The organism is Pseudomonas sp. URMO17WK12:I7 (assembly GCF_003269045.1).
Classification (GTDB): Bacteria; Pseudomonadota; Gammaproteobacteria; order Pseudomonadales; family Pseudomonadaceae; genus Aquipseudomonas; species Aquipseudomonas putida_J.
In genome coordinates this window covers 25,725-48,543 of sequence record NZ_QLTL01000013.1, presented here as the reverse complement: position 1 = coordinate 48,543, position 22,819 = coordinate 25,725, and the positions used below count along the sequence as shown (strand labels likewise).

The window sequence follows — 22,819 nt, the reverse complement described above, 5'->3', positions numbered from 1 at the left end:
GATGGTTAACCTCGCGTCGCAACGCTTTCAGCCAGGATCGCCAGCACCAGTTGCTGGAAGTCCAGGCCGGCCGCGCGGGCCGCCATGGGCACCAGGCTATGATCAGTCATGCCCGGTGCGGTGTTGACTTCGAGCAGCCAGAACCGGCCCTGCTCGTCCTGCATCACGTCCAGCCGGCCCCAGCCTTCGATGCCAATGGCATCGCAGGCGCGCGCGGTCAGGTCGATCAGTTCCTGTTCCTTGGCACTGTCCAGGCCGCACGGGATGCGGTACTGGGTGTCATTGGCGATGTACTTGGCGTCGTAGTCGTAGAACACGTGCGGAGTACCCAGGGCGATCGGCGGCAGCACCTGGCCACGCAGAACGGCGATGGTGAACTCCGGGCCGTGAATCCATTGCTCGACCAGGACTTGTGAATCGTATTGGGCGGCATCCTTCCAGGCGGCGACCAGCTCTTCCACGCTGTTCACCTTGGCCATGCCGATGCTGGAGCCTTCATGGGCCGGTTTGACGATCAACGGGAAGCCCAGTTCCGTACCGGCGGCAACACAATCGTGTTCGCTGCCCAGTACCGCGTGGCGCGGGGTCGGAATACCCAGGCTCTGCCACACCTGCTTGGTGCGCAATTTGTCCATCGCCAGGGCCGAAGCGAGGATGCCGCTGCCGGTGTAGGGGATGCCCAGGCACTCGAGCAGGCCTTGCATGCTGCCGTCTTCACCGCCACGGCCGTGGAGGATGATGAAAGCGCGGTCGATCTTCTCGTTCTGCAGGCGCGCCAGCAGGTCGTCACCGACGTCGATGCCGACCACGTCGACACCGGCGCTGGTCAGCGCGTCGAGCACGGCGGCGCCAGACTTCAGAGACACCTCACGCTCGGCGCTCTTGCCGCCATACAGCACGGCCACGCGGCCGAACGCTTTCACGTCCAGGGTCGAGTGCAGTTGTTCGTAGGCGCTGGTCATTTCGACTTCTCCTGCTTGGCGCCAGCGAACAGCGGGCTTTTCATCAGTTGCGGGGCCAGGCCACCGACATCACCGGCACCCTGGCAGATCAGGATGTCGCCAGCGCGCAGCAGTGGCTTGACCAGCGGCGCCAGCTCGGCGCCACGTTCGATGTAGATAGGGTCCAGCTTGCCGCGCTGGCGGATGCTGTGGCACAGCTGGCGGCTGTCGGCACCGGGGATCGGCTCTTCGCCGGCCGGGTAGACCTCCATCAGCAGCAGCACGTTGGCATCACCCAGCACCTGGACGAAATCGTCGTACAGGTCGCGGGTACGGCTGTAGCGGTGCGGCTGGTAGACGATTACCAGGCGGCGGCTTGGCCAGCCACCGCGCACGGCCTTGATCACTGCGGCCACTTCGGTCGGATGGTGGCCGTAGTCATCGACCAGCATCACGCTGCCGCCATCGACCGGCAGTTCGCCGTATACCTGGAAGCGGCGGCCGACGCCCTGGAAGCCGGACAGGCCCTGGACGATGGCTTCATCGCTGATGCCTTCGTCGGTGGCGATGGCGATGGTGGCCAAGGCGTTGAGCACATTGTGGTTGCCAGGCATGTTCACCGACACCTCGAGCGGCTCGCGGTCGCGGCGCAGCACGGTGAAGTGGGTCTGCATGCCCTGCTGACGCACATTGATGGCGCGGATGTCGGCCTCTTCGCTGAAACCGTAGGTAACGGTCGGGCGCTTGACCTGCGGCAGGATCTCACGCACGACCGGGTCGTCCAGGCACATCACGGCCAGGCCGTAGAACGGCAGGTTGTGCAGGAACTCGACGAAGGTCTTCTTCAGCTTGTTGAAGTCGCCTTCGTAGGTCGCCATGTGGTCGGCGTCGATGTTGGTGACCACGGCCACCATCGGCTGCAGGTGCAGGAAGCTGGCATCGCTTTCGTCGGCTTCGGCAATCAGGTAACGGCTGGTGCCCAGCTGCGCGTTGGTGCCGGCAGCGGTCAGGCGGCCACCGATGACGAAGGTCGGGTCCAGGCCGCCGGCAGCGAACACCGAGGCCAGCAGGCTGGTGGTGGTGGTCTTGCCGTGGGTACCGGCAACCGCCACGCCGTGACGGTAGCGCATCAGCTCGGCGAGCATTTCAGCACGCGGCACCACAGGGATGCGACGCTCCAGGGCAGTGGCGACTTCCGGGTTGGCCGGGTTGATCGCACTGGACACCACCAGCACATCGGCGTTGGCAGCGTTCTCGGCGCGGTGGCCGACGAAGATTTCAGCGCCGAACGACTCCAGGCGCTCGGTGACCGGCGACGCCTTGAGGTCAGAACCGGACACTTGGTAGCCCAGGTTCAGCAGCACTTCAGCGATACCGCACATGCCCACACCGCCGATACCGACGAAGTGGATGCGGTTGATACGGCCCATCTTCGGCTGGGGCATGGCTTTCTGGCTTTCAACCATGGGCCACCTCCAGGCAGATATCGACCACGGTGCTGGTTGCAGCAGGCTTGGCCAGGCGCCGTGCGGTGCCAGCCATGGTGTTGAGTTTCTCGGGTTGCATCAGCACCTCGTTCAGGCGTTCAGCGAGTTGCGCTGCGCCAGTTGTCGCTTGTGGCATAAGGAAGGCAGCGCCTTCCCGGGCCAGATATTGGGCATTGTGGGTCTGGTGGTCGTCGATCGCGTGGGGCAAGGGCACCAGCATCGAAGGCAGGCCCGCCGCCGCGAGTTCGCTGACGGTCAGGGCACCGGCCCGGCAGACCACGATATCGGCCCAGCCATAGGCATGGGCCATGTCCTTGATGAACGGTTCGACCTGGGCTTCTACACCCGCCTCGCGGTAACGCTCGGCAGTGGCTGGCGCATGGTGCTTGCCGGCCTGGTGGAACACCTCTGGGCGCAGGTTCGCCGGCACTTCGGACAGGGCCTTAGGCAACAATTTGTTCAATGGTTCCGCACCCAGGCTGCCTCCCATCACCAGCAGGCGTGCGCGGCGCTCGGCCAGAGGGGCCCGCAGGGCATCCATGAACAGCTCCGGGCGCACCGGGTTGCCAGTGGTACGCAGCTTGTCGCTGGCGTCGAAGGTCGCCGGGAAGGCTTCGCAGACACGCGCCGCCAGCGGCAGCAGCAGACGGTTGGTGGTGCCGGCGCGGGCGTTCTGCTCGTGGATCACCAGCGGCACCCCACACAGCCGTGCGGCAACGCCGCCTGGGCCCGTCACGTAGCCGCCGAAGCCGACCACGCACACGGGCTTGAGCTCGCGCACGATACGGCGCGCCTGGAGCACCGCCTTGACCAGGGTGAACGGCGCCTTGAGCAACGAGAGCTTGCCCTTGCCACGCAGGCCGCTGACCTGGATCAGGTGCAGTGGCAAGCCGGCTTGCGGCACCAGCTCGTTCTCGATGCCGCGCGGTGTGCCCAGCCAGTGCACGGTGTATCCGCGCGACTGGAATTCACGGGCACAGGCCAGGGCCGGGAACACGTGGCCCCCTGTGCCGCCCGCCATGATCAGTACATTCTTGCCGTCAGCGGCCATGATTGGTCTCCTCGGCAAAATCACTTTCTTTGAATTCGTGCTCCTCGCTGCCCAGGTGCGTGCGACTTTCCCACTCGATGCGCAACAGCAAGCCCACGCAGGCACAGCAGATCACCAGCGACGAACCACCGTAACTGAGGAACGGCAGGGTCAGGCCCTTGGTCGGCAGCAGGCCGACGTTCACGCCGATATTGATCAGGAACTGGCCGATCCACAGGAACGCCAGGCCGAACGCCATGTAGGCGGCGAAGAACTGCTTGGCCTTCTCTGCCCACAGGCCGATGTACAGCGCGCGAATGGTGACGAAGACGAACAGCGCGATGGTCACCAGCGAGCCGACCACGCCGAGCTCTTCGGCCAGTACCGAGAACACGAAGTCAGTGTGTGCTTCAGGCAGGTAGAACTGCTTCTGCACGCTGTTGCCAAGGCCGACGCCCAGCCACTCGCCGCGGCCGAAGGCAATCAGTGCCTGGGTCAGCTGGTAGCCGGAACCGAACTGGTCGGACCAGGGGTCGGTGAAGGTGATCAGACGCGCCATCCGGTAAGGTTGCGCCTGCACAAGGATGAACACCGCAGCCACCGCCAGTACCACCATCAGGCTGAAACGGAACAGCCCCACCCCGCCGAGGAACAGCATCGCGGCGGCGGCCCCCATCATCACCACGGTGGCACCGAAGTCTGGCTCCATCAGCAGCAGGGCGGCCATCGGCAGCAGCACGATGAACGGCTTGAAGAAGCCCATCCAGGTTTCGCGTACCTCGGTCTGGCGCCGTACCAGGTAACCAGCCAAATAGATGACCACGAAGACCTTGGCGATCTCCGACGGCTGGACGTTGAAGAAGCTGAAGCCGATCCAGCGCATCGAACCGTTCACTTCGCGGCCGATACCTGGCACCAGCACCAGCACCAACAGGCCGAAGGCGCCGATCAGCATCATGAAGCCCATGCGCTGCCAGGTGGCAATCGGCACCATCATGGTCGCGCCACAGGCAACCAGGCCGAGGAACACGTACACCAGATGGCGGAACATGTGATAGAGCGGGTTGCCCGATTGCACCGCAGCCACTTCCGAGGAGGCCGAGGTGATCATCACCAGGCCCAGGCCCAGCAGCGCGAGGCAACCGGCCAGCATGGCGAAGTCGAGGTCGACGCCACGGCCGCTGATCAGCGGCGACGGGTACGGCTTGAGGATGCCGAAGATCATGCCAGCCCTCCCGCCGCCTGGGCGAACAGGCGCCCGCGCTCTTCAAAGTTCTTGAACATGTCGAGGCTGGCGCAGGCCGGCGACAGCAGCACGGCATCGCCCGCCTCGGCCAGTTCGGCACATTGCTGCACGGCATCGTCCAGGGTCTTGACCCGCACCAGCGGAACGTCGTCACCCAGCGCCTCGGCCAACCGTTCAGCATCACGGCCGAGCAACACCACGGCGCGGCAGAAGCGCTTGACCGGCTCGCGCAGTGCGGCGAAATCGGCGCCCTTGCCGTCGCCACCGGCGATCAGCACCAACTTGCCTTCGATGTCCGCGCCCAGGCCTTCGATCGCCGCCAGCGCAGCACCGACGTTGGTGGCCTTGGAATCGTCGTACCAGTTGACCGCATTGCGCTCACGGATCCACTGGCAGCGGTGGGCCAGGCCCTTGAACTCACGCAGCGCTTCGAGCATTGGCGCGAACGGCAGGCCGGCGGCATGGCCGAGGGCCAAGGCCGCCAGGGCGTTGCTCTGGTTGTGGGCGCCGCGAACCTTCAGCTCACGCACTGGCATCAGTGTCTCGAATTCGTATGCCAGGTACTTCTCGCCATCTACTTCACGCAGGCCGAAGGCTTTGAAGTCCGGCTGATTCAGGCCGAATGTGAAGCACGGGCGACCTTCTACGGGCAGCGGCCGGCTCAGGGCATCCTGGCGGTTGACCACGACTTGGCGAGCACCACGGAAGATCCGGTGCTTGGCCAGGTGGTAGGCCGGCAGCCCGCTGTAGCGGTCCATGTGGTCTTCGCTGATGTTCAGCACGGTGGCGACTTCGGCATTGAGCTGGTCGGTGGTTTCCAGCTGGAAGCTCGACAGTTCCAGCACATACAGCTCGACGTCGTCGCTCAGCAGGTCCAGCGCCGGGGTGCCCAGGTTGCCGCCCACGGCAACGCGCTTGCCGGCCTTGGCGGCCATTTCGCCAACCAGGGTGGTGACGGTGCTTTTCGCGTTGGAGCCGCTGATCGCCACGATCGGCGCCTTGGCATGGCGGGCGAACAGCTCGATGTCACCGGACAGCTGCACACCACGCGCCGCCGCCTGTTGCAGGGCCGGGGTGGCAAGGGCCAGACCCGGGCTCACGTACAGCTCGTTGGCGCGGCACAGGAAGTCCACGTCCAGCTCACCACAGCGCACTTCCACCTGCGGGTAATCACGGCGCAGGGTTTCCAGTTCCGGCGGTTGCTCACGGGTGTCGGCGACCGCAAAGGCAATGCCCCGGTTCGCCAGGAAGCGAACCAGGGACATGCCGCTCTTGCCGAGGCCGACAACGATGCGGAATTGGTCGGAAGCGATCAATGACACGCTTTTCTACCTCAGTTTCAGGGTTGCCAGGCCGATCAGCACCAGAATCACGGTGATGATCCAGAAACGGACGATCACGCGCGGCTCAGGCCAGCCCTTGAGTTCAAAGTGGTGGTGAATCGGCGCCATGCGGAACACGCGCTTGCCGGTGAGCTTGAACGAGGCAACCTGGATCACCACCGACAGGGTTTCCATCACGAAGATGCCGCCCATGATGAACAGCACGATTTCCTGGCGCACGATCACGGCGATGGTGCCCAGGGCGGCGCCCAGCGCCAGCGCGCCGACGTCGCCCATGAATACCTGGGCCGGATAGGTGTTGAACCACAGGAAGCCCAGGCCGGCACCAATCAGCGCGCCGCAGAACACGATCAGCTCGCCCGAGCCCGGCACGTAAGGGATCAGCAGGTACTCGGCGAACTTCACGTTACCCGACAGGTAGCAGAAGATGCCCAGCGCACCGCCAACCATCACGGTTGGCATGATTGCCAGGCCATCGAGGCCGTCAGTCAGGTTGACCGCGTTACTGGAGCCAACGATGACGAAATAGGTGAGGACGATGAAACCGATACCCAGCGGGATGGTGACGTCCTTGAGGAACGGCACGATCAGGGTGGTTTCGACGCTGGTCGGTGCGGTCATGTACAGGAACACTGCCGCGCCAAGACCGAACACCGACTGCCAGAAGTATTTCCAGCGGCTCGGCAAGCCACGCGAGTTCTTTTCGATCACCTTGCGGTAGTCGTCTACCCAGCCAATGGCACCGAACAGCAGGGTGACGATCAGCACAGTCCAGACGTAGCGGTTGGACAGGTCGGCCCACAGCAAGGTGCTGATGCCGATGGCAGACAGGATCAGTGCGCCCCCCATGGTCGGGGTACCGGACTTGGACAGGTGCGATTGCGGGCCGTCGTTACGAACGGCCTGACCAATCTGGCGAATCTGCAGGGTACGGATCATCCACGGCCCCAGCCACAGCGCCAGCGACAACGCGGTCAGTACACCAAGAATCCCGCGCAGGGACAGGTACTGGAAGACCGCGAAGCCCTTGTGGAACTGTTGCAGATACTCAGCCAACAGCAGCAGCATTAATGTTTCTCCCCGCTGGCACCGCACAATGCCGCCACGACGTTTTCCATCGCAGCGCTGCGCGAGCCCTTGATCAAGATAGTGGTGTCGCTGGCGGTTTCGGCGCGAACGGCGTCGATCAGCTCAGCTTGAGTTGCGAAATGACGGCCATTGGCACCGAACGCCTTGACCGCATGAATCATGTTGGAACCCGTTGCATACACGGCGTCAACCTTGCCGCGTGCGTAATCACCCACCTGCCGGTGGCCTTCTTCCGCCCACTGGCCCAGTTCGCCGATATCTCCTAGCACCAGAACGGTGCGCCCGGAAAAGCCGGCGAGTATATCAATGGCAGCACACATGGAGGTGGGATTTGCGTTGTAGCTGTCGTCGATTACCCGCACGCCGTTCGGCGCGACTTGCGCCACGGTGCGGCCCTTGACCGGTTGCACGGCGTTGAGGCCGGCGGCGATGCCACTCAGGCTCAGACCAACGGCATGGGCGGCGGCAGCGGCAGCCAGAGCGTTGCTTACGTTGTGGGTGCCCAGCAGGTTCAGCTGCACCGGCACACTGCCATCGGGGCCGTGCAGCTTGAACGATGGGCAGCCACGCGCATCCCTGCCAATGTCGCTGGCATGGAAATCAGCCTGTGGGTTGTCCAGGGCGAAGCTGAAGATGCGGTGGTTGCCAGCGCGCTTGCGCCAGATCTCGAACGCCTTGTCAGCCAGGTTGAGGATGGCGGTGCCACCCTCGCCCAAGCCTTCGAGGATTTCGCCCTTGGCTTCGACGATCTTTTCAGGGCCACCGAACTCGCCAACGTGGGCAGTACCGGCGTTGTTGATGATCACCACCTGCGGCTGGGTCAGCCCGACGGTGTAGCGGATCTCGCCGATGCGCGAAGCGCCCAGCTCAATCACCGCGGCGCTGTGCTCCGGGGCGATTTCCAGCAAGGTCAGCGGTGCACCGAGATCGTTGTTCAGGTTGCCACGCGTGGCGTGCACCAGGCCCCGGGTGCGCAGGATGCTGGCGAGCATTTCCTTGACCGTGGTCTTGCCACTGGAACCGGTGATGGCGACTACCGGTTTGTCGAACGCGGCGCGGTTCAGCGCACCGAGCTGGCCGAGTGCGACACGGCAGTCGGCAACCAGCAGCTGCGGCAGACCGACATCGGCGATTTCGCGCTCGACCAGCGCAGCGACAGCACCTTTGGCCTGCACGTCGGCCAGGTAGTCATGGCCATCGAAGCGCGGCCCGGTCAAGGCAACGAACAGCTGACCGGCAGTTACGCTGCGGCTGTCGATGCTGACACCGGTGAAGCTGGCGTCGGCGTTGACCAGGCGGGCATTCAGGGCGCCGGTCAACTGACTGAGGGTCATGGGCTTAAGCATGTGGAGCCTCCCAGGCTGCAAGTGCCTTGTCGGCTTCGATCAAGTCGGAGAAAGCATGGCGCTCGCCATTGATCTCCTGGTAATCCTCGTGGCCCTTGCCGGCCAGGACGATCACGTCATTGGCAGCGGCAGTGGCGATCAGGTGCGCAATGGCCTCGCCACGGCCAGCAACAAACTCGACCTCGGCGGGCTTGGCGAAGCCCGGGCGAATATCGTCGAAGATGCCTTGCGGGTCTTCAGTACGCGGGTTGTCATCGGTAACCAGCACGCGGTCGGCGAGGCGCTCGGCCACTTCGGCCATCAGCGGGCGCTTGCCGCGATCGCGATCGCCGCCACAGCCGAACAGGCATAGCAGCTGGCCGTGGGCATGCGGACGCAGTGCTTCGAGGACTTTTTCCAACGCGTCGGGGGTGTGGGCGTAATCGACCACCACCAGCGGCTTGTCACCGCCACCCAGGCGCTGCATGCGGCCGACCGGGCCCTGCAGGTGCGGGATGACCTTGAGAATTTCGTCCAGCGAGTAGTCGAGCGCCAGCAACGTGGCCACCGCTGCCAGCACATTGCTCAGGTTGAAGCGGCCAAGCAGCTGGCTGCGCAGGATGCGCTCGCCCTGGGCAGTCACCAGCGTGGCGCGCACGCCATCGTCATCGAAGTGTGCTTCGCGGCAGAACAGCGAGGCGTCCGGGTTTTCCAGGCTATAGCTGAGCAGCCGGGTCTCGATATGATCGGCAACCGGACGACGGGCGAAATCGTCTGCCAAGCGACGGCCGAACCCATCGTCCAGGTTGACCACCTGACAACGCAGGCTCGGCCAGGCGAACAGTTTGGCCTTGGCGGCCTCGTAAGCCTCCATGCTGCCGTGGTAATCGAGATGGTCGCGGGACAGGTTGGTCATGACCGCGATGTCGAATTCCAGCGCAGCGACACGGCCCTGTTCCAAGGCATGGGAGGAGACCTCCATGGCCACGGCCTTGGCGCCACCTTTCTTGAGATCGTTGAGAGTCGACTGCACCGCGATCGGATCGGGCGTGGTCAGTCGGCCGCTTTGCAGCTCGCCATAAAAGCCGGTGCCCAGGGTGCCGATCAGGCCGCAGCGCTGGCCCAGCGCATCGAGCGCCTGAGCCACCAGCTGGGTGACGCTGGTCTTGCCATTGGTACCGGTGACACCCACCAGGTTCAGCTGGCGGCTCGGCTCGCCATAGAAGCGGCCGGCGATCTGCGACAGCTGGCTGATCAGGCCTTTGACAGGAATCAGCGGCACATCGGTCAGCGGCAACACGCTAGCGCCCTGCTCTTCGTAGGCAACGGCAGCGGCGCCACGCGACAGCGCATCGGCTATGTGCTCACGGCCGTCGACCTTGGCACCGGGCACGGCCAGGAACAGGTCGCCCTGACGCACCTGGCGGCTGTCCAGGGTCAGCTCACGGATGAGCGGATCACGGCTGGCGTGGGCGAAAAGCTTGCTCAGTGGCATTGTCATCATCCACGCCCTCCCTTGGCGGGTGCTGCACTGGCCTGCTGCGGATCGCTAGGCGGCGGCAGGTTGTCTGGCGGCACATTCATCAGGCGCAGAGTGCCCGACATGACCTTGCTGAATACGGGGGCCGACACCAGGCCGCCGAAGTAGCCACCCTTGCCCGGTTCGTCGATGACCACGACGATGGCGTAGCGTGGGTCGCTCATTGGGCCGAAGCCGGCGAACAGCGAGCGGTAGGCGTTTTCGGTGTAGCCCTTGGAGCCGACGGTAGCCTTGCGGGCGGTACCGGACTTGCCGGCCACGTGATAGAACGGCACCTGGGCACGGAACACGCCGCGCGGTGCTTCAATCACCTGCTGCAGCATGCCCTGGATGGTTTCGGCAGTTTCCTTGGGGATGGCCTGCACTGCTTCAGGCGCCTTGTCGACCTTGAGGATCGACAGCGGCACCATTTTGCCGTCGTTGGCCAGCGCCGCGTAGGCGTGCACCAGCTGCAAGGCCGTCACAGACACACCGTAGCCGTAGGACAGGGTCGCGGTTTCAGCCTTGCGCCACTCGCGGTGGTTGGGCAGGTTGCCGACACGCTCGCCCGGGAAGCCAAGGCCGGTGTACTGGCCCAAGCCGACCTGGGACATGACCCGGTAGATGGCTTCACCGCCGATATCGAAGGCGATCTTGCTCATGCCGACGTTGGAGGAGTTGATCAGGATGCCGGTCAGGTCGAGGATCGGGCCCTCGCTCCTGGACACGTCCTTGATGGTGTAGCGACCGATCTGCAGGCTACCCGGATACACCTCGACCTTGTCGGTCGGTTTCCAGCGGCCGCTCTGCAGCGCCGCACTCATCGAGATCGGCTTCACCGTCGAACCCGGCTCGAACACGTCGATGATGGCCCGGTTACGCATGGCGGCCGGGAACATGCTGCGACGGTTGTTAGGGTTGTAGGTCGGCTGGTTGACCATGGCCAGGACCTCACCGGTCTTGACGTCCATGATCACCAGGCTGCCGGCCTTGGCGTCCTGCTCGGCAATCGCGTTGCGCAGTTCGCGGGTGGCCAGATATTGCAGGCGCAGGTCGATCGACAACGCCAAGGTCTTGCCGGCCTTGGCGTTCTTGGTAACCTGGATATCCTTGATCAACCGGCCGCGCCGATCCTTGATCACTTGCCGCTTGCCGGGCACGCCGGCCAGCCATTCATCGTAGGCCAGCTCTACGCCTTCTCGGCCGTGGTCGTCGAGGTCGGTGAAGCCGACCATGTGCGCGGTCACGTCACCGGCAGGATAGAAGCGGCGGAATTCTTCCAGGCCATATACGCCCGGCACCTTCAGGTCGAGCACGTGCTGGCCCTGCTCTGGGGTCAGGCCGCGGACCAGGTAGATGAATTCCTTGTTGGCCTGCTGGGTCAGGCGCTCGGTCAGTTGCTGGGCGTTCTGCCCGAGAGCAGCAGCCAGCTGTGGCCAGCGGTCCTTGGACGCCTGCATTTCCTTGGGGTTGGCCCACAAGGTGGTGACCGGCGTACTGACGGCCAGCGGCTCGCCGTTGCGGTCGGTGATCAGACCACGGTGCGCAGGGATGGGGATGTGACGCAGGCTGCGGGCATCGCCCTGGCCCTTGAGGAAGTCGCGGTCGACGACCTGCAGGTCGATGATGCGCCAGCAGATCGCGCCGACCATCAGTGCCAGCAAACCGATCACTACCCGGAAGCGCCAAGGATAGAGTGCGCCTTCGAGCTTCATCATGGCGCCACCATCCGCACTTCGTCAGCCGCCGGCACGCGCATTTTCAGCTGCTCGGAGGCCAAGGTCTCGATACGGCTGGAGGCTGTCCAGGTGCTTTGTTCGAGAATCAGCCGGCCCCACTCGGCCTGAGCTTTGTCCCGTTCGTTGAGCTCGCCGTACAAGGTGTTGAGCAACTGGCGATTCCAGTGGGCGCTGTACGACACGGCGATCGCCGAAACGAGCACGCCGACAAACAGCAGAAGCATCAGGAAGCTTCCGCCTGGCAGAGGTTTGGCAAATAGCCGGCTCACCGAAGCTTCTCCGCCACCCGCATCACGGCGCTGCGCGACCGCGGGTTGGCCTTGAGTTCGGCTTCGGAGGCAAACTGGGCCTTGCCGATCAGCTTGATCTTCGGCTCGAAGACCTTGTGCTGTACCGGCAGGTTGCGTGGCAGGTTGTCGGCCTCACCCTTGACCAGCTTGCGCATGAACAGTTTGACGATGCGGTCTTCCAACGAGTGGAAGCTGATGACCGCCAGGCGGCCGCCCACCTCCAGTGCGTCGAGCGCAGCTTCAAGGCCGGCCTCGAGATCACCCAGTTCGTTGTTGACGTGAATGCGCAGCCCCTGGAAGGCGCGGGTCGCCGGGTTCTTGCCCTTCTCCCAGGCGGGGTTGGCAACCTTGAGCACTTCAGCCAGATCGGCGGTGCGGGTGAATGGCTGCTTCTCGCGGCGCTCGACCACGGCACGCGCCATACGCCCGGCAAAACGCTCTTCGCCGTATTCCTTGAAGACGCGGGCAATTTCCTCGACCGGCGCGGTGGCGATGAACTCGGCAGCGCTAATGCCCTGATCCGGGTTCATGCGCATGTCCAGCGGGCCATCGTTGAGGAAGCTGAAGCCACGCTCTGGGTCATCCAGCTGCGGCGAGGACACCCCCAGGTCCAGCAGGATGCCACTGACTTTGCCGTCCAGACCGCGCTCGGCCACTTCCGCGCCCAGCTCGGCAAAGCTGCGCTGCACAATGACAAAGCGGCCGTCTTCGGCCGCCAGCGCTTGCCCGGTGGCAATCGCTTGAGGATCTTTGTCGAAGCCCAGCAGCCGCCCTTGCGGCCCGAGCTTGCTGAGAATCAGGCGGCTATGGCCGCCACGCCCGAAGGTGCCGTCCAGATAGCAACCGTCGGCGCGCAGGGCCAATGCCTCGACAGCTTCATCGAGCAGGACGGTGATGTGGTTGAAGCCGCTATCTATGGTCACAGGATCAGGTCACGCAAATCGTCGGGCATGGCGCCCGGTTGTTGGATAGCTGCAAGATCGGCTGCCGAAACCGCGTTCCAGGCATCTTCATCCCACAGCTGGAATTTGTTCAGTTGCCCCACCAGCATCGCCTTCTTGTCCAGCTTGGCGTACTCACGCAGGCGGGGCGGTACCAGGAAACGCCCACTGCCATCGAGCTCCAGGTCAACCGCATTACCGATCAGCAAACGCTGCAGGCGGCGGTTTTCCTCACGCAACGACGGCAAGGCACGCAACTTGGCTTCAATCTGTTCCCACTCGTCGAGGGGATAAACACACAAGCAGGGGTCAACGGCGTCGATGGTCACGATCAGCTGACCATTGCAACGCGAATCGAGCTCGTCACGGTACCGGCTCGGCATCGCGAGACGGCCCTTGGCATCGAGGCTGACGGCGTTGGCTCCGCGAAACACGGTAGCGATCCCCCACAATGTTAGCTTTTTTGTGCCAGAAAACCCACTTCATCCCACTTTCTGCCACTTGCGCACACTATAGGAATCCGCCCGCTGCACCGTCAAGGCACGTTCATAAGGAAAACCCTTACAGGACCGAGATTTAGCGCAACAAAGGAATGCGGAAGGACTGCCAGGAGGGGAAAAACACGAGAAAAATCAAACCAGCTCAAACGAATGCCGTTCGAAGTTAAAGTAAATTATTAAGAGTAAGATCTTTTTGGTATTACCAGAAGGGATCTGCTATCGAATCAAGCAGGAAAGGAAAAGGTGGAGAGTCGATCTGTAAGCCGGGTTTTGTCGAGGACAGTCATTCCTCTACGACGGCCATCACTGGACGCCTCTAGCAACCTACCCGGTTCCGACGCGGGCCACGCCTGATGGAACCCTATTTGGTCTTGCTCCGAGTGGGGTTTACCTAGCCACGAACTGTTGCCAGTCGTGCGGTGCGCTCTTACCGCACCTTTTCACCCTTACCGGCACCGAAGTGCTTAGGCGGTTATTTTCTGTGGCACTTTCCGTAGGCTCGCGCCTCCCAGGCGTTACCTGGCACTCTGCCCTATGGAGCCCGGACTTTCCTCCCCCATCTTTTGCGGAACAAAAGACGGCAGCGACTGTCCGATCGACTCTCCGCCGACAAGGTTAACGGCACGCGCGCGCAAGAACAAGCGATACCGTGAACAATGTCTAATTGCCACTACTGAGCTTTCTGCTTTTCCAGGGCAACTTGATACAGCAGATTCTTGCGCACGCCGGTGATCTGCGCCGCCAATGCCGCCGCTCTTTTCAGCGGCAGCTCTGCCAGCAGAAGATCCAGGACGCGCTGCGCTTCGGCGCTGATCGCATCCTCGCCTTCTGGCGCACTCCAGCCACCGACCAGCACCACGCACTCACCCCGCTGCTGATTGCTGTCCCCGGCGACGAACGCGCGCAATTCAGCCAACGGCAGGCCTTTGAGGGTCTCGAAGGTCTTGGTCAACTCGCGCGCCAGCAGCGCCGGGCGCTCACCACCGAACACCAGCTCCATGTCTTCCAGGCATTCGAGGATGCGGTGCGGCGCCTCGTAGAAGATCAGCGTGCGCGGCTCCTCCTTGACTTGCTCCAGGCGTGCCCGACGCCCGGCAGCCTTGGCCGGCAGGAAGCCTTCGAAGATGAACCGGTCAGACGGCAAGCCAGCAGCCGATAGCGCGGCAATCAATGCGCAGGCGCCAGGCACTGGCACCACGCTGACGCCTGCGGCCCGGGCCTGGCGCACCAGGTGGTAACCCGGGTCGGAAATCAACGGTGTACCGGCATCGGATACCAGGGCCACATCTTCCCCCGTCAGCAGCTTGGTGATGAAGCGCCCGCCTTCGTCGCGCTCGTTATGCTCATGGCAAGCCGCCAGCGGCGTATCGATGCCGAAGTGCTGCAGCAGACGAACCGAATGACGGGTGTCCTCGGCGGCGATCAGGGCGACATCGGCCAGCACCTTGAGCGCCCGGGCGCTCATGTCGTCAAGGTTGCCGATGGGGGTCGCGACCACATAAAGCGTCCCCATGGTGGATTTCGAAGTCCCGGCCACATCAGTCACTGCACACACCCTGCCTTTCGGATCAAAGGCGCCATTGTAGCCCGAGCGCCGGTAACAGGGCGCAAAGAACTTCATCGGCAGCCCCCGGCGAGCCGCCTATAGTGAAGGTTCTGCTAACGGCAGATCGCGCCCCGGCCGCCGCTTGGGTACAATTGTCGGCCAACTTGATCGAGTAACAGGACCTTTACATGATCGCTTGCCTGCGGCTGCTCACAGCCCTCTGCCTCGCTGCCCTGCTGGCAGCCTGCGCCAGCTCGCCCTCATCCAGCCTGGGCGAACTGCCACGCACCCCGGATGCCAGCATCGAGCAACTGCTCGAGAAGGCCGCCACCAGCAAGTCCGCCGAAGACGCTGCCCTGCTGCGCCTGAGCGCTGCCGACCTGGCCTACAAGCAGAAGGACCTCCCTCGCGCCGCACGCATCCTCGAGCAGGTGCCGATGGACACCCTCAAGCCGGCCCAGCAGATTTTCGCCGCCACCCTCGGCGCCGAACTGGCCATGAGCCGCAACCAGCCAAAGGCCGCCCTGACTGCGCTGTCCCATCCAAGCCTGCAGCACATCGCAGAGCTGCCAGAGCAACAGCAGGTGCGCACTTACAGCGTCCACGCCGCGGCCCTCGAGGCCGATGGCCAGGCCCTGGCCGCCGCCCAGCAGCGCGTGCTGCTGAGCCCGCTGCTCAGCGGCCAGGCCGCCAGCGCGAACAATGACGCGACCTGGGCCCTGGTTGCCTCGCTGCCGGCCGAACAGCTGCAACAACCTGCCAACAACGAGATTCTGGCAGGCTGGACCAGCCTGGCGCTGGCCGTGAAAAGCGCCGGCACTCTGGAGCAGCAGCAGGCCGCCATCGAAGCCTGGCGCAAGCAGCACCCCGATCATCCGGCCGCCAAGCAACTGCCGCTGGCCCTGACCAAGCTCAAGGAACTGGCCAGCCAGCCGCTGACCAAAATTGCCCTGCTGCTGCCTCAGGAAGGCCCCCTGGCCGGCGTTGCACGCGCCCTGCGTGACGGCTTCATGGCTGCCCACTTCCAGGCCCAGCAGGCTGGCGGGCAGGCACCTGCCGTGCAGGTCTACGACAGCTCGCGCATCGGCTCGCTCGACGACTTCTATCGCCAGGCACAGGCCGACGGCGTACAACTGGTGGTCGGCCCACTGGAAAAACCGCTGGTGAAAAAGCTCGCGGCCAACGCGCAACTGCCCATCACCACCCTCGCCCTGAACTACGCCGACGCCGGCCAGAAGGCACCACCGCAGCTGTTCCAGTTCGGCCTCGCCGCCGAGGACGAAGCCCGCGAAGTCGCACGCCGCGCCCGCGCCGACGGCATGGTCCGCGCCGTTGCCCTGGTACCGAGCGGTGAGTGGGGCGACCGCGTGCTGGCCGCCTTCCGCCAGGACTGGGAAGGCAATGGTGGCACCCTCATCGCCGCCGAGCGCATCGCCCAACCCGTCGCCCTGGCCCAGCAGATCGCCAACCTGTTCCAGCTGCGCCAGAGCGAAGGGCGCGCCCAGAGCCTGCAGAGCACCGTGGGCGGCAGCATCGCGGCACAGCCGTCGCGCCGCCAGGACATCGACTTCATCTTCCTCGCCTCGACCCCGCAGCAGGCGCAGCAGATCAAACCGACCCTGAACTTCCAGTACGCCGGTGACGTACCGGTCTACGCCACCTCGAACCTGTACAGCGCCAGCGGTGACGTCAACCAGTACAACGACATGAACGGCATTCGCTTCTGCGAAACCCCATGGCTGCTCGACACCAGCAACAGCTTGCGCCAGCAGGTAGTGCAGCAATGGCCACAAGCTGCCGGCAGCCTTGGCCGCCTGTACGCCATGGGTGTCGACGCCTACAGCCTGGCGCCTCGCCTGGGCCAGCTCAAGGCACTGCCCGACAACCGCGTGCAGGGCCTGTCGGGCAGCCTGAGCATCAACGCCAGCCAGCGCGTCGAGCGCCAGCTGCCGTGGGCCGAGTTCTCTGGCGGCCAGGTCAAGCGCCTGCCGGACACCTCGCACTGATGCCCGAAGCATCGCCTAGCAGCGCCGGCCAGGCGGCAGAAACCCAAGCCCTTGAGTACCTTCAAGGGCAGGGCCTGCAACTGCTGGCACGCAATTGGCGATGCAAAGGCGGCGAGCTTGATCTGGTCATGCTCGACGCCGATACAGTAGTATTCGTCGAAGTCCGCTATCGGTTGCATGCGGGCTTCGGTGGCGCCCTCGGCAGCATTGACGGGCGCAAGCAGAAACGGCTGGTGCTTGCCGCCACATTGTTCCTGCAGAAGGAGTCCCGCTGGGCCGATCACCCCTGCCGCTTCGACGTTGTCGCCCTGCAGGGCAGCCGCCATGCAGGCCGGCCATTTCAATGGCTGAAAAACGCCTTCGAATGCTGAACCCACTTCGTTTTTTTTGCTCTATGTTTCGCGGGCTGGTCCCTGTTGCGCACAGCAAAGGCCACCGCCCCACTTAAGGTCACCAGATGGACATGCAATCCCGAATTCGCCGGCTGTTCCAGGCCAGCATCGACACCAAGCAACAGGCAATGGACATCCTGGCACCGCACATCGAGCAGGCAAGCCTGGTCATGGTCAATGCGCTGCTCAACGAGGGCAAGATGCTCGCCTGCGGCAACGGCGGCTCGGCCGGCGATGCCCAGCACTTCTCTTCGGAGCTGCTCAACCGCTTCGAGCGTGAGCGCCCGAGCCTGCCGGCCATTGCCTTGACCACCGACAGCTCGACGCTGACCTCGATCGCCAACGATTACAGCTACAACGAAATCTTCTCCAAGCAGATCCGCGCCCTGGGCCAACCCGGCGACGTGCTGCTGGCGATTTCGACCAGCGGCAACTCTGCCAACGTAATTCAAGCGATCCAGGCCGCACATGATCGCGAAATGATTGTCGTAGCATTGACCGGACGTGACGGCGGCGGCATGGCTTCGCTGCTGCTGCCCGAAGACGTGGAAATCCGCGTACCGTCGACGGTCACTGCACGTATTCAGGAAGTCCACCTGCTGGCGATCCACTGCCTGTGCGATCTGATCGACAGCCAACTGTTCGGGAGTGAAGAATGACCCCCATCCGCCTTGGCCTGATGGCCCTGACCCTGTGCCTGAGCGTCACCGGCTGCAGCTCGGTACTGAACTCGACCCGCAACTCGCCGATTGAAGATGATCGTGGCACTCGCACCATCGGCAGCAAGATCGACGACTCGCTGATCGAGACCAAGGCCTCGGTCAACATTGCCAAGGCCAGCCCTGACCTGGACAAGAGCTCGCACATTGTCGTCAGCAGCTACAACGGTATCGTCCTGCTCGCCGGCCAAACCCCGCGCGCCGACCTCAAGAGCCTGGCCGAACAGACCGCCAGCCAGGTCCAGCGAGTGAAGAAAGTGCACAACGAGCTGCAGGTGATGCAGCCCTCCTCGATCCTTGCGCGCAACAACGACGCCTGGCTGACGACCAAGATCAAGACCCAGATGCTCACCGACAATGCCGTGCCAAGCTCGCGGATCAAGGTGATCACCGAGAACGGCATCGTGTACCTGCTGGGCCTGGTAACTCAGCAAGAAGCCAACTCCGCGACCGCCGTGGTTCAGGGCGTGTCTGGCGTGCAAAAGATCGTCAAGCTGTTCGAGTACATCGACTGATCAAGCCCTGACCTGTGCCAGCCCTTCTCAGGCTTACCAGCTCCCACAGGGGCCGGCACAGCAAACCATCCGCTCCAACCTTCCCGATATCCAGGAAACACCGCATGAAAAAGCTTCTGCTGCCCGCCCTGCTGCTCGGCGCCTTCGCCACCCTGGCCGGCTGCTCTACCCCAAGCCTGATCACCCTCAACGATGGCCGCGAAATCCAGGCCGTCGACACCCCGCACTTCGAGAAGGACACGGGCTTCTACGAGTTCCAACAGCTCGACGGCAAGCGCACCCGCATCAACCGTGACCAGGTCCGCACCATCAGCGACCTGTAAGCGCAACTTCGCGGCAAAGAAAAAGGCGATCCATGCGGATCGCCTTTTTTGTTACTTGACCACCTTCAGGCTGGGCCGCCCGCTTGGACGCGGTGGCTGGCCACCGCCTTCCGGAGGGCCATCGTCATCCGGCTCAACGCCTTCGTCTTCCAGCTCATCGCCATCCATCAGCGGCGGCTCAAGCTCGAAGACCATGCCCTGGCCATTCTCCCGGGCATAGATACCCAGAATGGCACCGGCCGGCACGAACAACGAATGGGCAACACCACTGAAGCGACCCTCGAAGCTCACGGCGTCGTTGTCCATGTGCAGATTACGCACAGCACTCGGCGAGATGTTCAAGACGATCTGGCCATCACTGGCGAAACCCTGCGGCACCTGGACTGCCGGGAATTCGGCATTGACCAGCATATGGGGGGTGCAATCGTTGTCGACGATCCACTCGTACAGTGCTCGAACCAGATAGGGGCGACTGGAGTTCATCAACGGCTCCTTAAAGCTTGCGCATTTCACGTTCAACGGAGGACAAGCTTGCCAGGAAAGGCTCGCGGGCGAACTGTCGCTCCATGTAATCCAGCAGCGGCTTGGCCTGCCGCGGCAATTCGATACCCATTACCGGCAAACGCCAGAGTATGGGCAATAGACAACAGTCGACCAGGCTTTGCTCCTCGCTCATGAAGCAAGCGAACTCACCGAACAGCGGCGAGACACCGGTCAGGCTCTCGCGCAGCGCCTTGCGCGCCTCGGTGCGGGCGGCCTCAGCGCTGCGTGGGTCGAGAATGATATCAGCCAGGGCGCACCAGTCACGCTGAATGCGGTGCATCAGCAGGCGGCTGTTGCCTCGCGCCACCGGGTAAACCGGCATCAGCGGCGGATGCGGGTAACGCTCCTCGAGGTATTCCATCACCACGGTCGACTCGTACAACGCCAGATCACGATCGACCAAGGTCGGTACGCTGCCGTAAGGGTTCACCTCTGCCAGTTTGGGTGGCAGCCGCGCGGGGTCGACGTCGATGACCTGCACGCTGACGCCCTTCTCGGCGAGCACAAGGCGCACCCGATGAGAATAATGGTCAGCAGGGTCGGAATAGCAGGCTAACCGGTTGGTTGCGCCCATGTAGCGCCTCCTCGCAAGGAATGCTTGTAAAACTCTAAATGAAAACGCGCCCGCGGGGCCCTGGCAACTCTGCCGGGGCCCCGCGGGCGCGTTCAACTACCAGAAATTACTGCGTGATCAGTGCACGTCCTTCCAGTATTCGCGCTTGAGCAAGTAGGCAAATACGAAGAAGAAAGCCAGGTACAGCAACACGTAGGTACCGATGCGCTGGCTTTCCAGTTTGACCGGGTTGGCCGAATAGGCCAGGAAGGTCACCAGGTTCTTGACCTTCTCGTCGAACTGCTCGGTGTTCAGGGTACCGGAATTCGGCGTAATGGTCAGCTGGTCACACGCTTCATGGGTCAGCGGACTACCCGTCAATGGGTCGAATTGCTTCTTGCCATCGACCACCATCTGCACCTGCTTGCAGCCAACCACCTGGTTGCCTTGCAGGCCGACCAGCACGTTAGGCATACCGACGTTCGGGAACACCTTGTTGTTGACCCCATACGGGCGAGACTTGTCTTCATAGAAGCTGCGCAGGTAGGTGTACAGCCAGTCGGTACCCCGCACCCGGGCGACCAGGGTCAGGTCGGGCGGCGCTGCACCGAACCAGGTCTTGGCATCGCTGGGCTGCATGCCGATCTGCATGTGGTCGCCGATCTTGGCGCCGGTGAACACCAGCTTCTCGAGCATCAGCTCATGGGGGATGCCAAGGTCATCGGCCACCCGCTCGTAACGCTGGAACTTGGCGCTGTGGCAGCCCATGCAATAGTTGGCGAAGGTACGTGCACCGTCCTGCATGGCAGCCTTGTCGGTCAGGTCGATATCGACCTTGTCCAGCTCCAGGCCATGTTCGGCAGCAAAGGAAAAGGCAGGCATCACTGCCAGCAAAAATACTGCAATCAACTTTTTCATCAGCCAGTCACCCTTTCCGGAACCGGTTTGGTCTTCTCGAGCCTTGTGTAGAACGGCATCAGCAGGAAGTAGGCGAAGTACAGCACCGTGCACACCTGCGACAGCAAGGTACGCCCAGGAGTAGGCGCCAACACACCGAGAATGCCGAGAATGACGAAAGCAATGCAGAACACCAGCAGGAAGACCTTGCTGATCCAGCCCTTGTAGCGCATGGAGCGTACCGGACTGCGGTCGAGCCAAGGCAGCACGAACAGCACCGCAATCGCAGCACCCATGGCGATTACGCCCATGAGCTTGTCAGGCACCGCTCGCAGGATCGCGTAGAACGGCGTGAAGTACCACACAGGGGCGATATGCTCTGGCGTCTTGAACGCGTTCGCCTGCTCGAAGTTGGGTTTTTCCAGGAAGTAACCACCCATCTCCGGGAAGAAGAACACTACGGCGCAGAACACGAAGAGGAACACCACCACGCCGACGATGTCCTTGACGGTGTAGTACGGGTGGAACGGAATGCCGTCGAGCGGAATGCCGTTTTCGTCCTTTTTCTTCTTGATGTCCACGCCATCAGGGTTGTTCGAGCCTACTTCGTGCAGGGCCAGGATGTGCAACACGACCAGCCCCAGAATCACGATCGGCAGCGCTACCACATGCAAGGCGAAGAAGCGGTTCAGGGTGATGCCCGAGATGAGGTAGTCACCGCGGATCCACTGGGTCAGGTCGCCACCGATGACCGGAATGGCACCGAACAGCGAGATGATCACCTGGGCACCCCAGTACGACATCTGCCCCCACGGCAGCAGGTAGCCCATAAAGGCTTCGGCCATCAGCGCCAGATAGATCAGCATGCCGAACAGCCACACCAACTCACGGGGCTTCTGGTAGGAGCCATAGAGCAGGCCGCGGAACATGTGCAGGTAGACCACGATGAAGAACGCCGAGGCGCCCGTGGAGTGCAGGTAGCGCAGAATCCAGCCGTACTCCACGTCACGCATGATGTACTCGACCGAGGCGAAGGCCTCTTCCGCCGAGGGCGTGAAGCTCATGGTCAGCCACACGCCAGTGACGATCTGGTTGACCAGTACCAGCAGGGCCAGCGAGCCGAAGAAATACAGGAAGTTGAAGTTCTTGGGCGCGTAATACTTGCTCAGATGGTCTTCCCACATCTTGGTGGCGGGGAAGCGAGCGTCAATCCAGTCCATGAACTTGCTCATCATGCTTTCTCCTGGTCGACGCCGATGACGACGATGTCGTCCGACTCATAAGAATGCGGCGGCACTGGCAGGTTGAGAGGCGCCGGCTGCGACTTGTACACACGACCAGCGAGGTCGTAGTGGGAGCCGTGGCAAGGGCAGAAATAGCCACCGACCCACTTCGGCCCGAGGTCTGCGGGCGCGACTTCCGGGCGGAAGGTCGGCGAGCAGCCCAGGTGCGTACACAGGCCTACGAGAATGAGGATTTCCGGCTTGATCGAGCGAACCTCGGGGTCGACATAAGCCGGCTGCACCGAGCTCTTCGACTGAGGGTCGGAGAGGTCACCTTCGATCTTCTTCAGGTTGCCAAGGATCTCCTGCGTTCGCCGCACGATGAATACCGGCTGGCCACGCCACTCGGCAACCATCTGCTGCCCCGGCTCGACCTTGGCAATATTGACCTTCACCGGTGCGCCGGCCGCCTTCGCCTTGGCACTGGGAAACCATGACCCCACGAACGGTACCGCAGCCCCCACTGCCCCCGCTGCCCCGACCACGGATGTCGCGGCTACGAGGAAGCGGCGCCGGCCTGCGTTGACGCCGTCATTGCTCATTCAGTCCTCTCCCATCAGCTTTGCTTGGCCAGTTGTACCTGGCCTGTACT

The 22,819-nt window shown here is 63.1% G+C and carries 23 protein-coding genes and 1 other RNA gene; 5 read left to right on the top strand and 19 right to left on the bottom strand.

What is annotated here, in order from left to right:
• Positions 1–5 precede the first annotated feature (5 nt).
• From H040_RS18735 to rsmI, 14 genes are all read right to left on the bottom strand, one after another.
• Positions 6–962 (bottom strand): D-alanine--D-alanine ligase, encoded by a 957-nt coding sequence (locus tag H040_RS18735; RefSeq protein ID WP_027917993.1) that lies wholly within the window; start codon positions 960–962, stop codon positions 6–8.
• Positions 959–2,407: a UDP-N-acetylmuramate--L-alanine ligase gene (murC, locus tag H040_RS18730; protein ID WP_027917994.1), complete on the bottom strand. Its 1,449-nt coding sequence runs from the start codon at positions 2,405–2,407 to the stop codon at positions 959–961. The genes H040_RS18735 and murC overlap by 4 nt, the downstream gene beginning before the upstream one ends.
• Complete coding sequence (murG, locus tag H040_RS18725) at positions 2,400–3,479, bottom strand: undecaprenyldiphospho-muramoylpentapeptide beta-N-acetylglucosaminyltransferase (protein WP_027917995.1); 1,080 nt, start codon at positions 3,477–3,479, stop codon at positions 2,400–2,402. The genes murC and murG overlap by 8 nt, the downstream gene beginning before the upstream one ends.
• A complete protein-coding gene (gene ftsW, locus H040_RS18720) occupies positions 3,469–4,683 on the bottom strand; it encodes a putative lipid II flippase FtsW (protein WP_027917996.1) in 1,215 nt (404 codons plus the stop codon). Before ftsW ends, murG begins: the two co-directional genes overlap by 11 nt.
• Positions 4,680–6,026, bottom strand: a complete 1,347-nt coding sequence (gene murD, locus H040_RS18715) for a UDP-N-acetylmuramoyl-L-alanine--D-glutamate ligase (protein WP_027917997.1) — start codon at positions 6,024–6,026, stop codon at positions 4,680–4,682. The genes ftsW and murD overlap by 4 nt, the downstream gene beginning before the upstream one ends.
• A 6-nt stretch (positions 6,027–6,032) precedes the next feature.
• A complete protein-coding gene (gene mraY, locus H040_RS18710; protein ID WP_027917998.1) occupies positions 6,033–7,115 on the bottom strand; it encodes a phospho-N-acetylmuramoyl-pentapeptide-transferase in 1,083 nt (360 codons plus the stop codon).
• Positions 7,115–8,482, bottom strand: coding sequence for a UDP-N-acetylmuramoyl-tripeptide--D-alanyl-D-alanine ligase (locus H040_RS18705; protein WP_027917999.1), 1,368 nt, complete (start codon positions 8,480–8,482; stop codon positions 7,115–7,117). The genes mraY and H040_RS18705 overlap by 1 nt, the downstream gene beginning before the upstream one ends.
• The gene (locus tag H040_RS18700; RefSeq protein ID WP_371260235.1) at positions 8,475–9,965 is read right to left on the bottom strand and encodes a UDP-N-acetylmuramoyl-L-alanyl-D-glutamate--2,6-diaminopimelate ligase; all 1,491 of its coding nucleotides are present in this window, start codon (positions 9,963–9,965) and stop codon (positions 8,475–8,477) included. Before H040_RS18700 ends, H040_RS18705 begins: the two co-directional genes overlap by 8 nt.
• Positions 9,962–11,695 carry a peptidoglycan D,D-transpeptidase FtsI family protein gene (locus H040_RS18695; RefSeq protein ID WP_177326686.1) on the bottom strand — a complete coding sequence of 578 codons (1,734 nt, stop codon included), beginning with the start codon at positions 11,693–11,695 and terminating at the stop codon, positions 9,962–9,964. The genes H040_RS18700 and H040_RS18695 overlap by 4 nt, the downstream gene beginning before the upstream one ends.
• Positions 11,695–11,988 (bottom strand): cell division protein FtsL, encoded by a 294-nt coding sequence (ftsL, locus tag H040_RS18690; protein WP_027918002.1) that lies wholly within the window; start codon positions 11,986–11,988, stop codon positions 11,695–11,697. The genes H040_RS18695 and ftsL overlap by 1 nt, the downstream gene beginning before the upstream one ends.
• Positions 11,985–12,932, bottom strand: coding sequence for a 16S rRNA (cytosine(1402)-N(4))-methyltransferase RsmH (rsmH, locus tag H040_RS18685; protein WP_027918003.1), 948 nt, complete (start codon positions 12,930–12,932; stop codon positions 11,985–11,987). The genes ftsL and rsmH overlap by 4 nt, the downstream gene beginning before the upstream one ends.
• Positions 12,929–13,384, bottom strand: coding sequence for a division/cell wall cluster transcriptional repressor MraZ (gene mraZ / locus H040_RS18680; protein WP_011535546.1), 456 nt, complete (start codon positions 13,382–13,384; stop codon positions 12,929–12,931). The genes rsmH and mraZ overlap by 4 nt, the downstream gene beginning before the upstream one ends.
• Positions 13,385–13,693: 309 nt before the next feature.
• Positions 13,694–14,053, bottom strand: an RNA gene (rnpB, locus tag H040_RS18675) — RNase P RNA component class A.
• Positions 14,054–14,120: 67 nt separating this feature from the next.
• Positions 14,121–14,963: a 16S rRNA (cytidine(1402)-2'-O)-methyltransferase gene (gene rsmI / locus H040_RS18670; protein ID WP_177326688.1), complete on the bottom strand. Its 843-nt coding sequence runs from the start codon at positions 14,961–14,963 to the stop codon at positions 14,121–14,123.
• A gap of 221 nt (positions 14,964–15,184) precedes the next feature.
• Between rsmI and H040_RS18665 the strand changes: the two genes are divergently transcribed.
• The 5 genes from H040_RS18665 to H040_RS18645 all read left to right on the top strand — a co-directional run bounded on the left by H040_RS18665 (position 15,185) and on the right by H040_RS18645 (position 18,951).
• Positions 15,185–17,002, top strand: a complete 1,818-nt coding sequence (locus tag H040_RS18665; protein WP_027918005.1) for a penicillin-binding protein activator — start codon at positions 15,185–15,187, stop codon at positions 17,000–17,002.
• Entirely contained in the window at positions 17,002–17,373 is a 372-nt protein-coding gene (locus H040_RS18660) for a YraN family protein (protein ID WP_027918006.1), read from the top strand. The genes H040_RS18665 and H040_RS18660 overlap by 1 nt, the downstream gene beginning before the upstream one ends.
• Before the next feature lie 86 nt (positions 17,374–17,459).
• On the top strand, positions 17,460–18,053 hold the full coding sequence (locus tag H040_RS18655; RefSeq protein ID WP_008097558.1) for a phosphoheptose isomerase: 594 nt from the start codon (positions 17,460–17,462) through the stop codon (positions 18,051–18,053).
• Complete coding sequence (locus H040_RS18650; protein WP_027918007.1) at positions 18,050–18,628, top strand: BON domain-containing protein; 579 nt, start codon at positions 18,050–18,052, stop codon at positions 18,626–18,628. Before H040_RS18655 ends, H040_RS18650 begins: the two co-directional genes overlap by 4 nt.
• A 104-nt stretch (positions 18,629–18,732) precedes the next feature.
• Complete coding sequence (locus tag H040_RS18645; protein WP_027918008.1) at positions 18,733–18,951, top strand: YgdI/YgdR family lipoprotein; 219 nt, start codon at positions 18,733–18,735, stop codon at positions 18,949–18,951.
• 51 nt (positions 18,952–19,002) lie between these two features.
• Here H040_RS18645 and H040_RS18640 read toward each other — a convergent pair whose 3' ends face one another.
• The 5 genes from H040_RS18640 to petA form a co-directional block, all read right to left on the bottom strand.
• Positions 19,003–19,434 (bottom strand): ClpXP protease specificity-enhancing factor, encoded by a 432-nt coding sequence (locus tag H040_RS18640; protein ID WP_027918009.1) that lies wholly within the window; start codon positions 19,432–19,434, stop codon positions 19,003–19,005.
• Positions 19,435–19,444: 10 nt separating this feature from the next.
• Positions 19,445–20,068, bottom strand: a complete 624-nt coding sequence (locus tag H040_RS18635; RefSeq protein ID WP_027918010.1) for a glutathione S-transferase N-terminal domain-containing protein — start codon at positions 20,066–20,068, stop codon at positions 19,445–19,447.
• Positions 20,069–20,185: 117 nt separating this feature from the next.
• The gene (locus tag H040_RS18630) at positions 20,186–20,965 is read right to left on the bottom strand and encodes a cytochrome c1 (protein WP_027918011.1); all 780 of its coding nucleotides are present in this window, start codon (positions 20,963–20,965) and stop codon (positions 20,186–20,188) included.
• On the bottom strand, positions 20,965–22,176 hold the full coding sequence (locus tag H040_RS18625; RefSeq protein WP_016395499.1) for a cytochrome b: 1,212 nt from the start codon (positions 22,174–22,176) through the stop codon (positions 20,965–20,967). Before H040_RS18625 ends, H040_RS18630 begins: the two co-directional genes overlap by 1 nt.
• Entirely contained in the window at positions 22,176–22,769 is a 594-nt protein-coding gene (petA, locus tag H040_RS18620) for a ubiquinol-cytochrome c reductase iron-sulfur subunit (protein ID WP_027918012.1), read from the bottom strand. The genes H040_RS18625 and petA overlap by 1 nt, the downstream gene beginning before the upstream one ends.
• Positions 22,770–22,819 lie beyond the last annotated feature (50 nt).

What these genes read in the sequence shown, in the direction of transcription:
- H040_RS18700 (WP_371260235.1), bottom strand. Translation starts at nt 9,965, where the DNA reads ATGATGACAATGCCACTGAGCAAGCTTTTCGCCCACGCCAGCCGTGAT.
- H040_RS18625 (WP_016395499.1), bottom strand. Translation starts at nt 22,176, where the DNA reads ATGAGCAAGTTCATGGACTGGATTGACGCTCGCTTCCCCGCCACCAAG.
- murC (WP_027917994.1), bottom strand. Translation starts at nt 2,407, where the DNA reads ATGGTTGAAAGCCAGAAAGCCATGCCCCAGCCGAAGATGGGCCGTATC.
- H040_RS18640 (WP_027918009.1), bottom strand. Translation starts at nt 19,434, where the DNA reads ATGAACTCCAGTCGCCCCTATCTGGTTCGAGCACTGTACGAGTGGATC.
- petA (WP_027918012.1), bottom strand. Translation starts at nt 22,769, where the DNA reads ATGAGCAATGACGGCGTCAACGCAGGCCGGCGCCGCTTCCTCGTAGCC.
- murG (WP_027917995.1), bottom strand. Translation starts at nt 3,479, where the DNA reads ATGGCCGCTGACGGCAAGAATGTACTGATCATGGCGGGCGGCACAGGG.
- H040_RS18735 (WP_027917993.1), bottom strand. Translation starts at nt 962, where the DNA reads ATGACCAGCGCCTACGAACAACTGCACTCGACCCTGGACGTGAAAGCG.
- H040_RS18630 (WP_027918011.1), bottom strand. Translation starts at nt 20,965, where the DNA reads ATGAAAAAGTTGATTGCAGTATTTTTGCTGGCAGTGATGCCTGCCTTT.
- ftsW (WP_027917996.1), bottom strand. Translation starts at nt 4,683, where the DNA reads ATGATCTTCGGCATCCTCAAGCCGTACCCGTCGCCGCTGATCAGCGGC.
- H040_RS18705 (WP_027917999.1), bottom strand. Translation starts at nt 8,482, where the DNA reads ATGCTTAAGCCCATGACCCTCAGTCAGTTGACCGGCGCCCTGAATGCC.
- H040_RS18650 (WP_027918007.1), top strand. Translation starts at nt 18,050, where the DNA reads ATGACCCCCATCCGCCTTGGCCTGATGGCCCTGACCCTGTGCCTGAGC.
- H040_RS18665 (WP_027918005.1), top strand. Translation starts at nt 15,185, where the DNA reads ATGATCGCTTGCCTGCGGCTGCTCACAGCCCTCTGCCTCGCTGCCCTG.
- H040_RS18660 (WP_027918006.1), top strand. Translation starts at nt 17,002, where the DNA reads ATGCCCGAAGCATCGCCTAGCAGCGCCGGCCAGGCGGCAGAAACCCAA.
- H040_RS18695 (WP_177326686.1), bottom strand. Translation starts at nt 11,695, where the DNA reads ATGAAGCTCGAAGGCGCACTCTATCCTTGGCGCTTCCGGGTAGTGATC.
- H040_RS18635 (WP_027918010.1), bottom strand. Translation starts at nt 20,068, where the DNA reads ATGGGCGCAACCAACCGGTTAGCCTGCTATTCCGACCCTGCTGACCAT.
- H040_RS18655 (WP_008097558.1), top strand. Translation starts at nt 17,460, where the DNA reads ATGGACATGCAATCCCGAATTCGCCGGCTGTTCCAGGCCAGCATCGAC.
- mraY (WP_027917998.1), bottom strand. Translation starts at nt 7,115, where the DNA reads ATGCTGCTGCTGTTGGCTGAGTATCTGCAACAGTTCCACAAGGGCTTC.
- H040_RS18645 (WP_027918008.1), top strand. Translation starts at nt 18,733, where the DNA reads ATGAAAAAGCTTCTGCTGCCCGCCCTGCTGCTCGGCGCCTTCGCCACC.
- rsmI (WP_177326688.1), bottom strand. Translation starts at nt 14,963, where the DNA reads ATGGGGACGCTTTATGTGGTCGCGACCCCCATCGGCAACCTTGACGAC.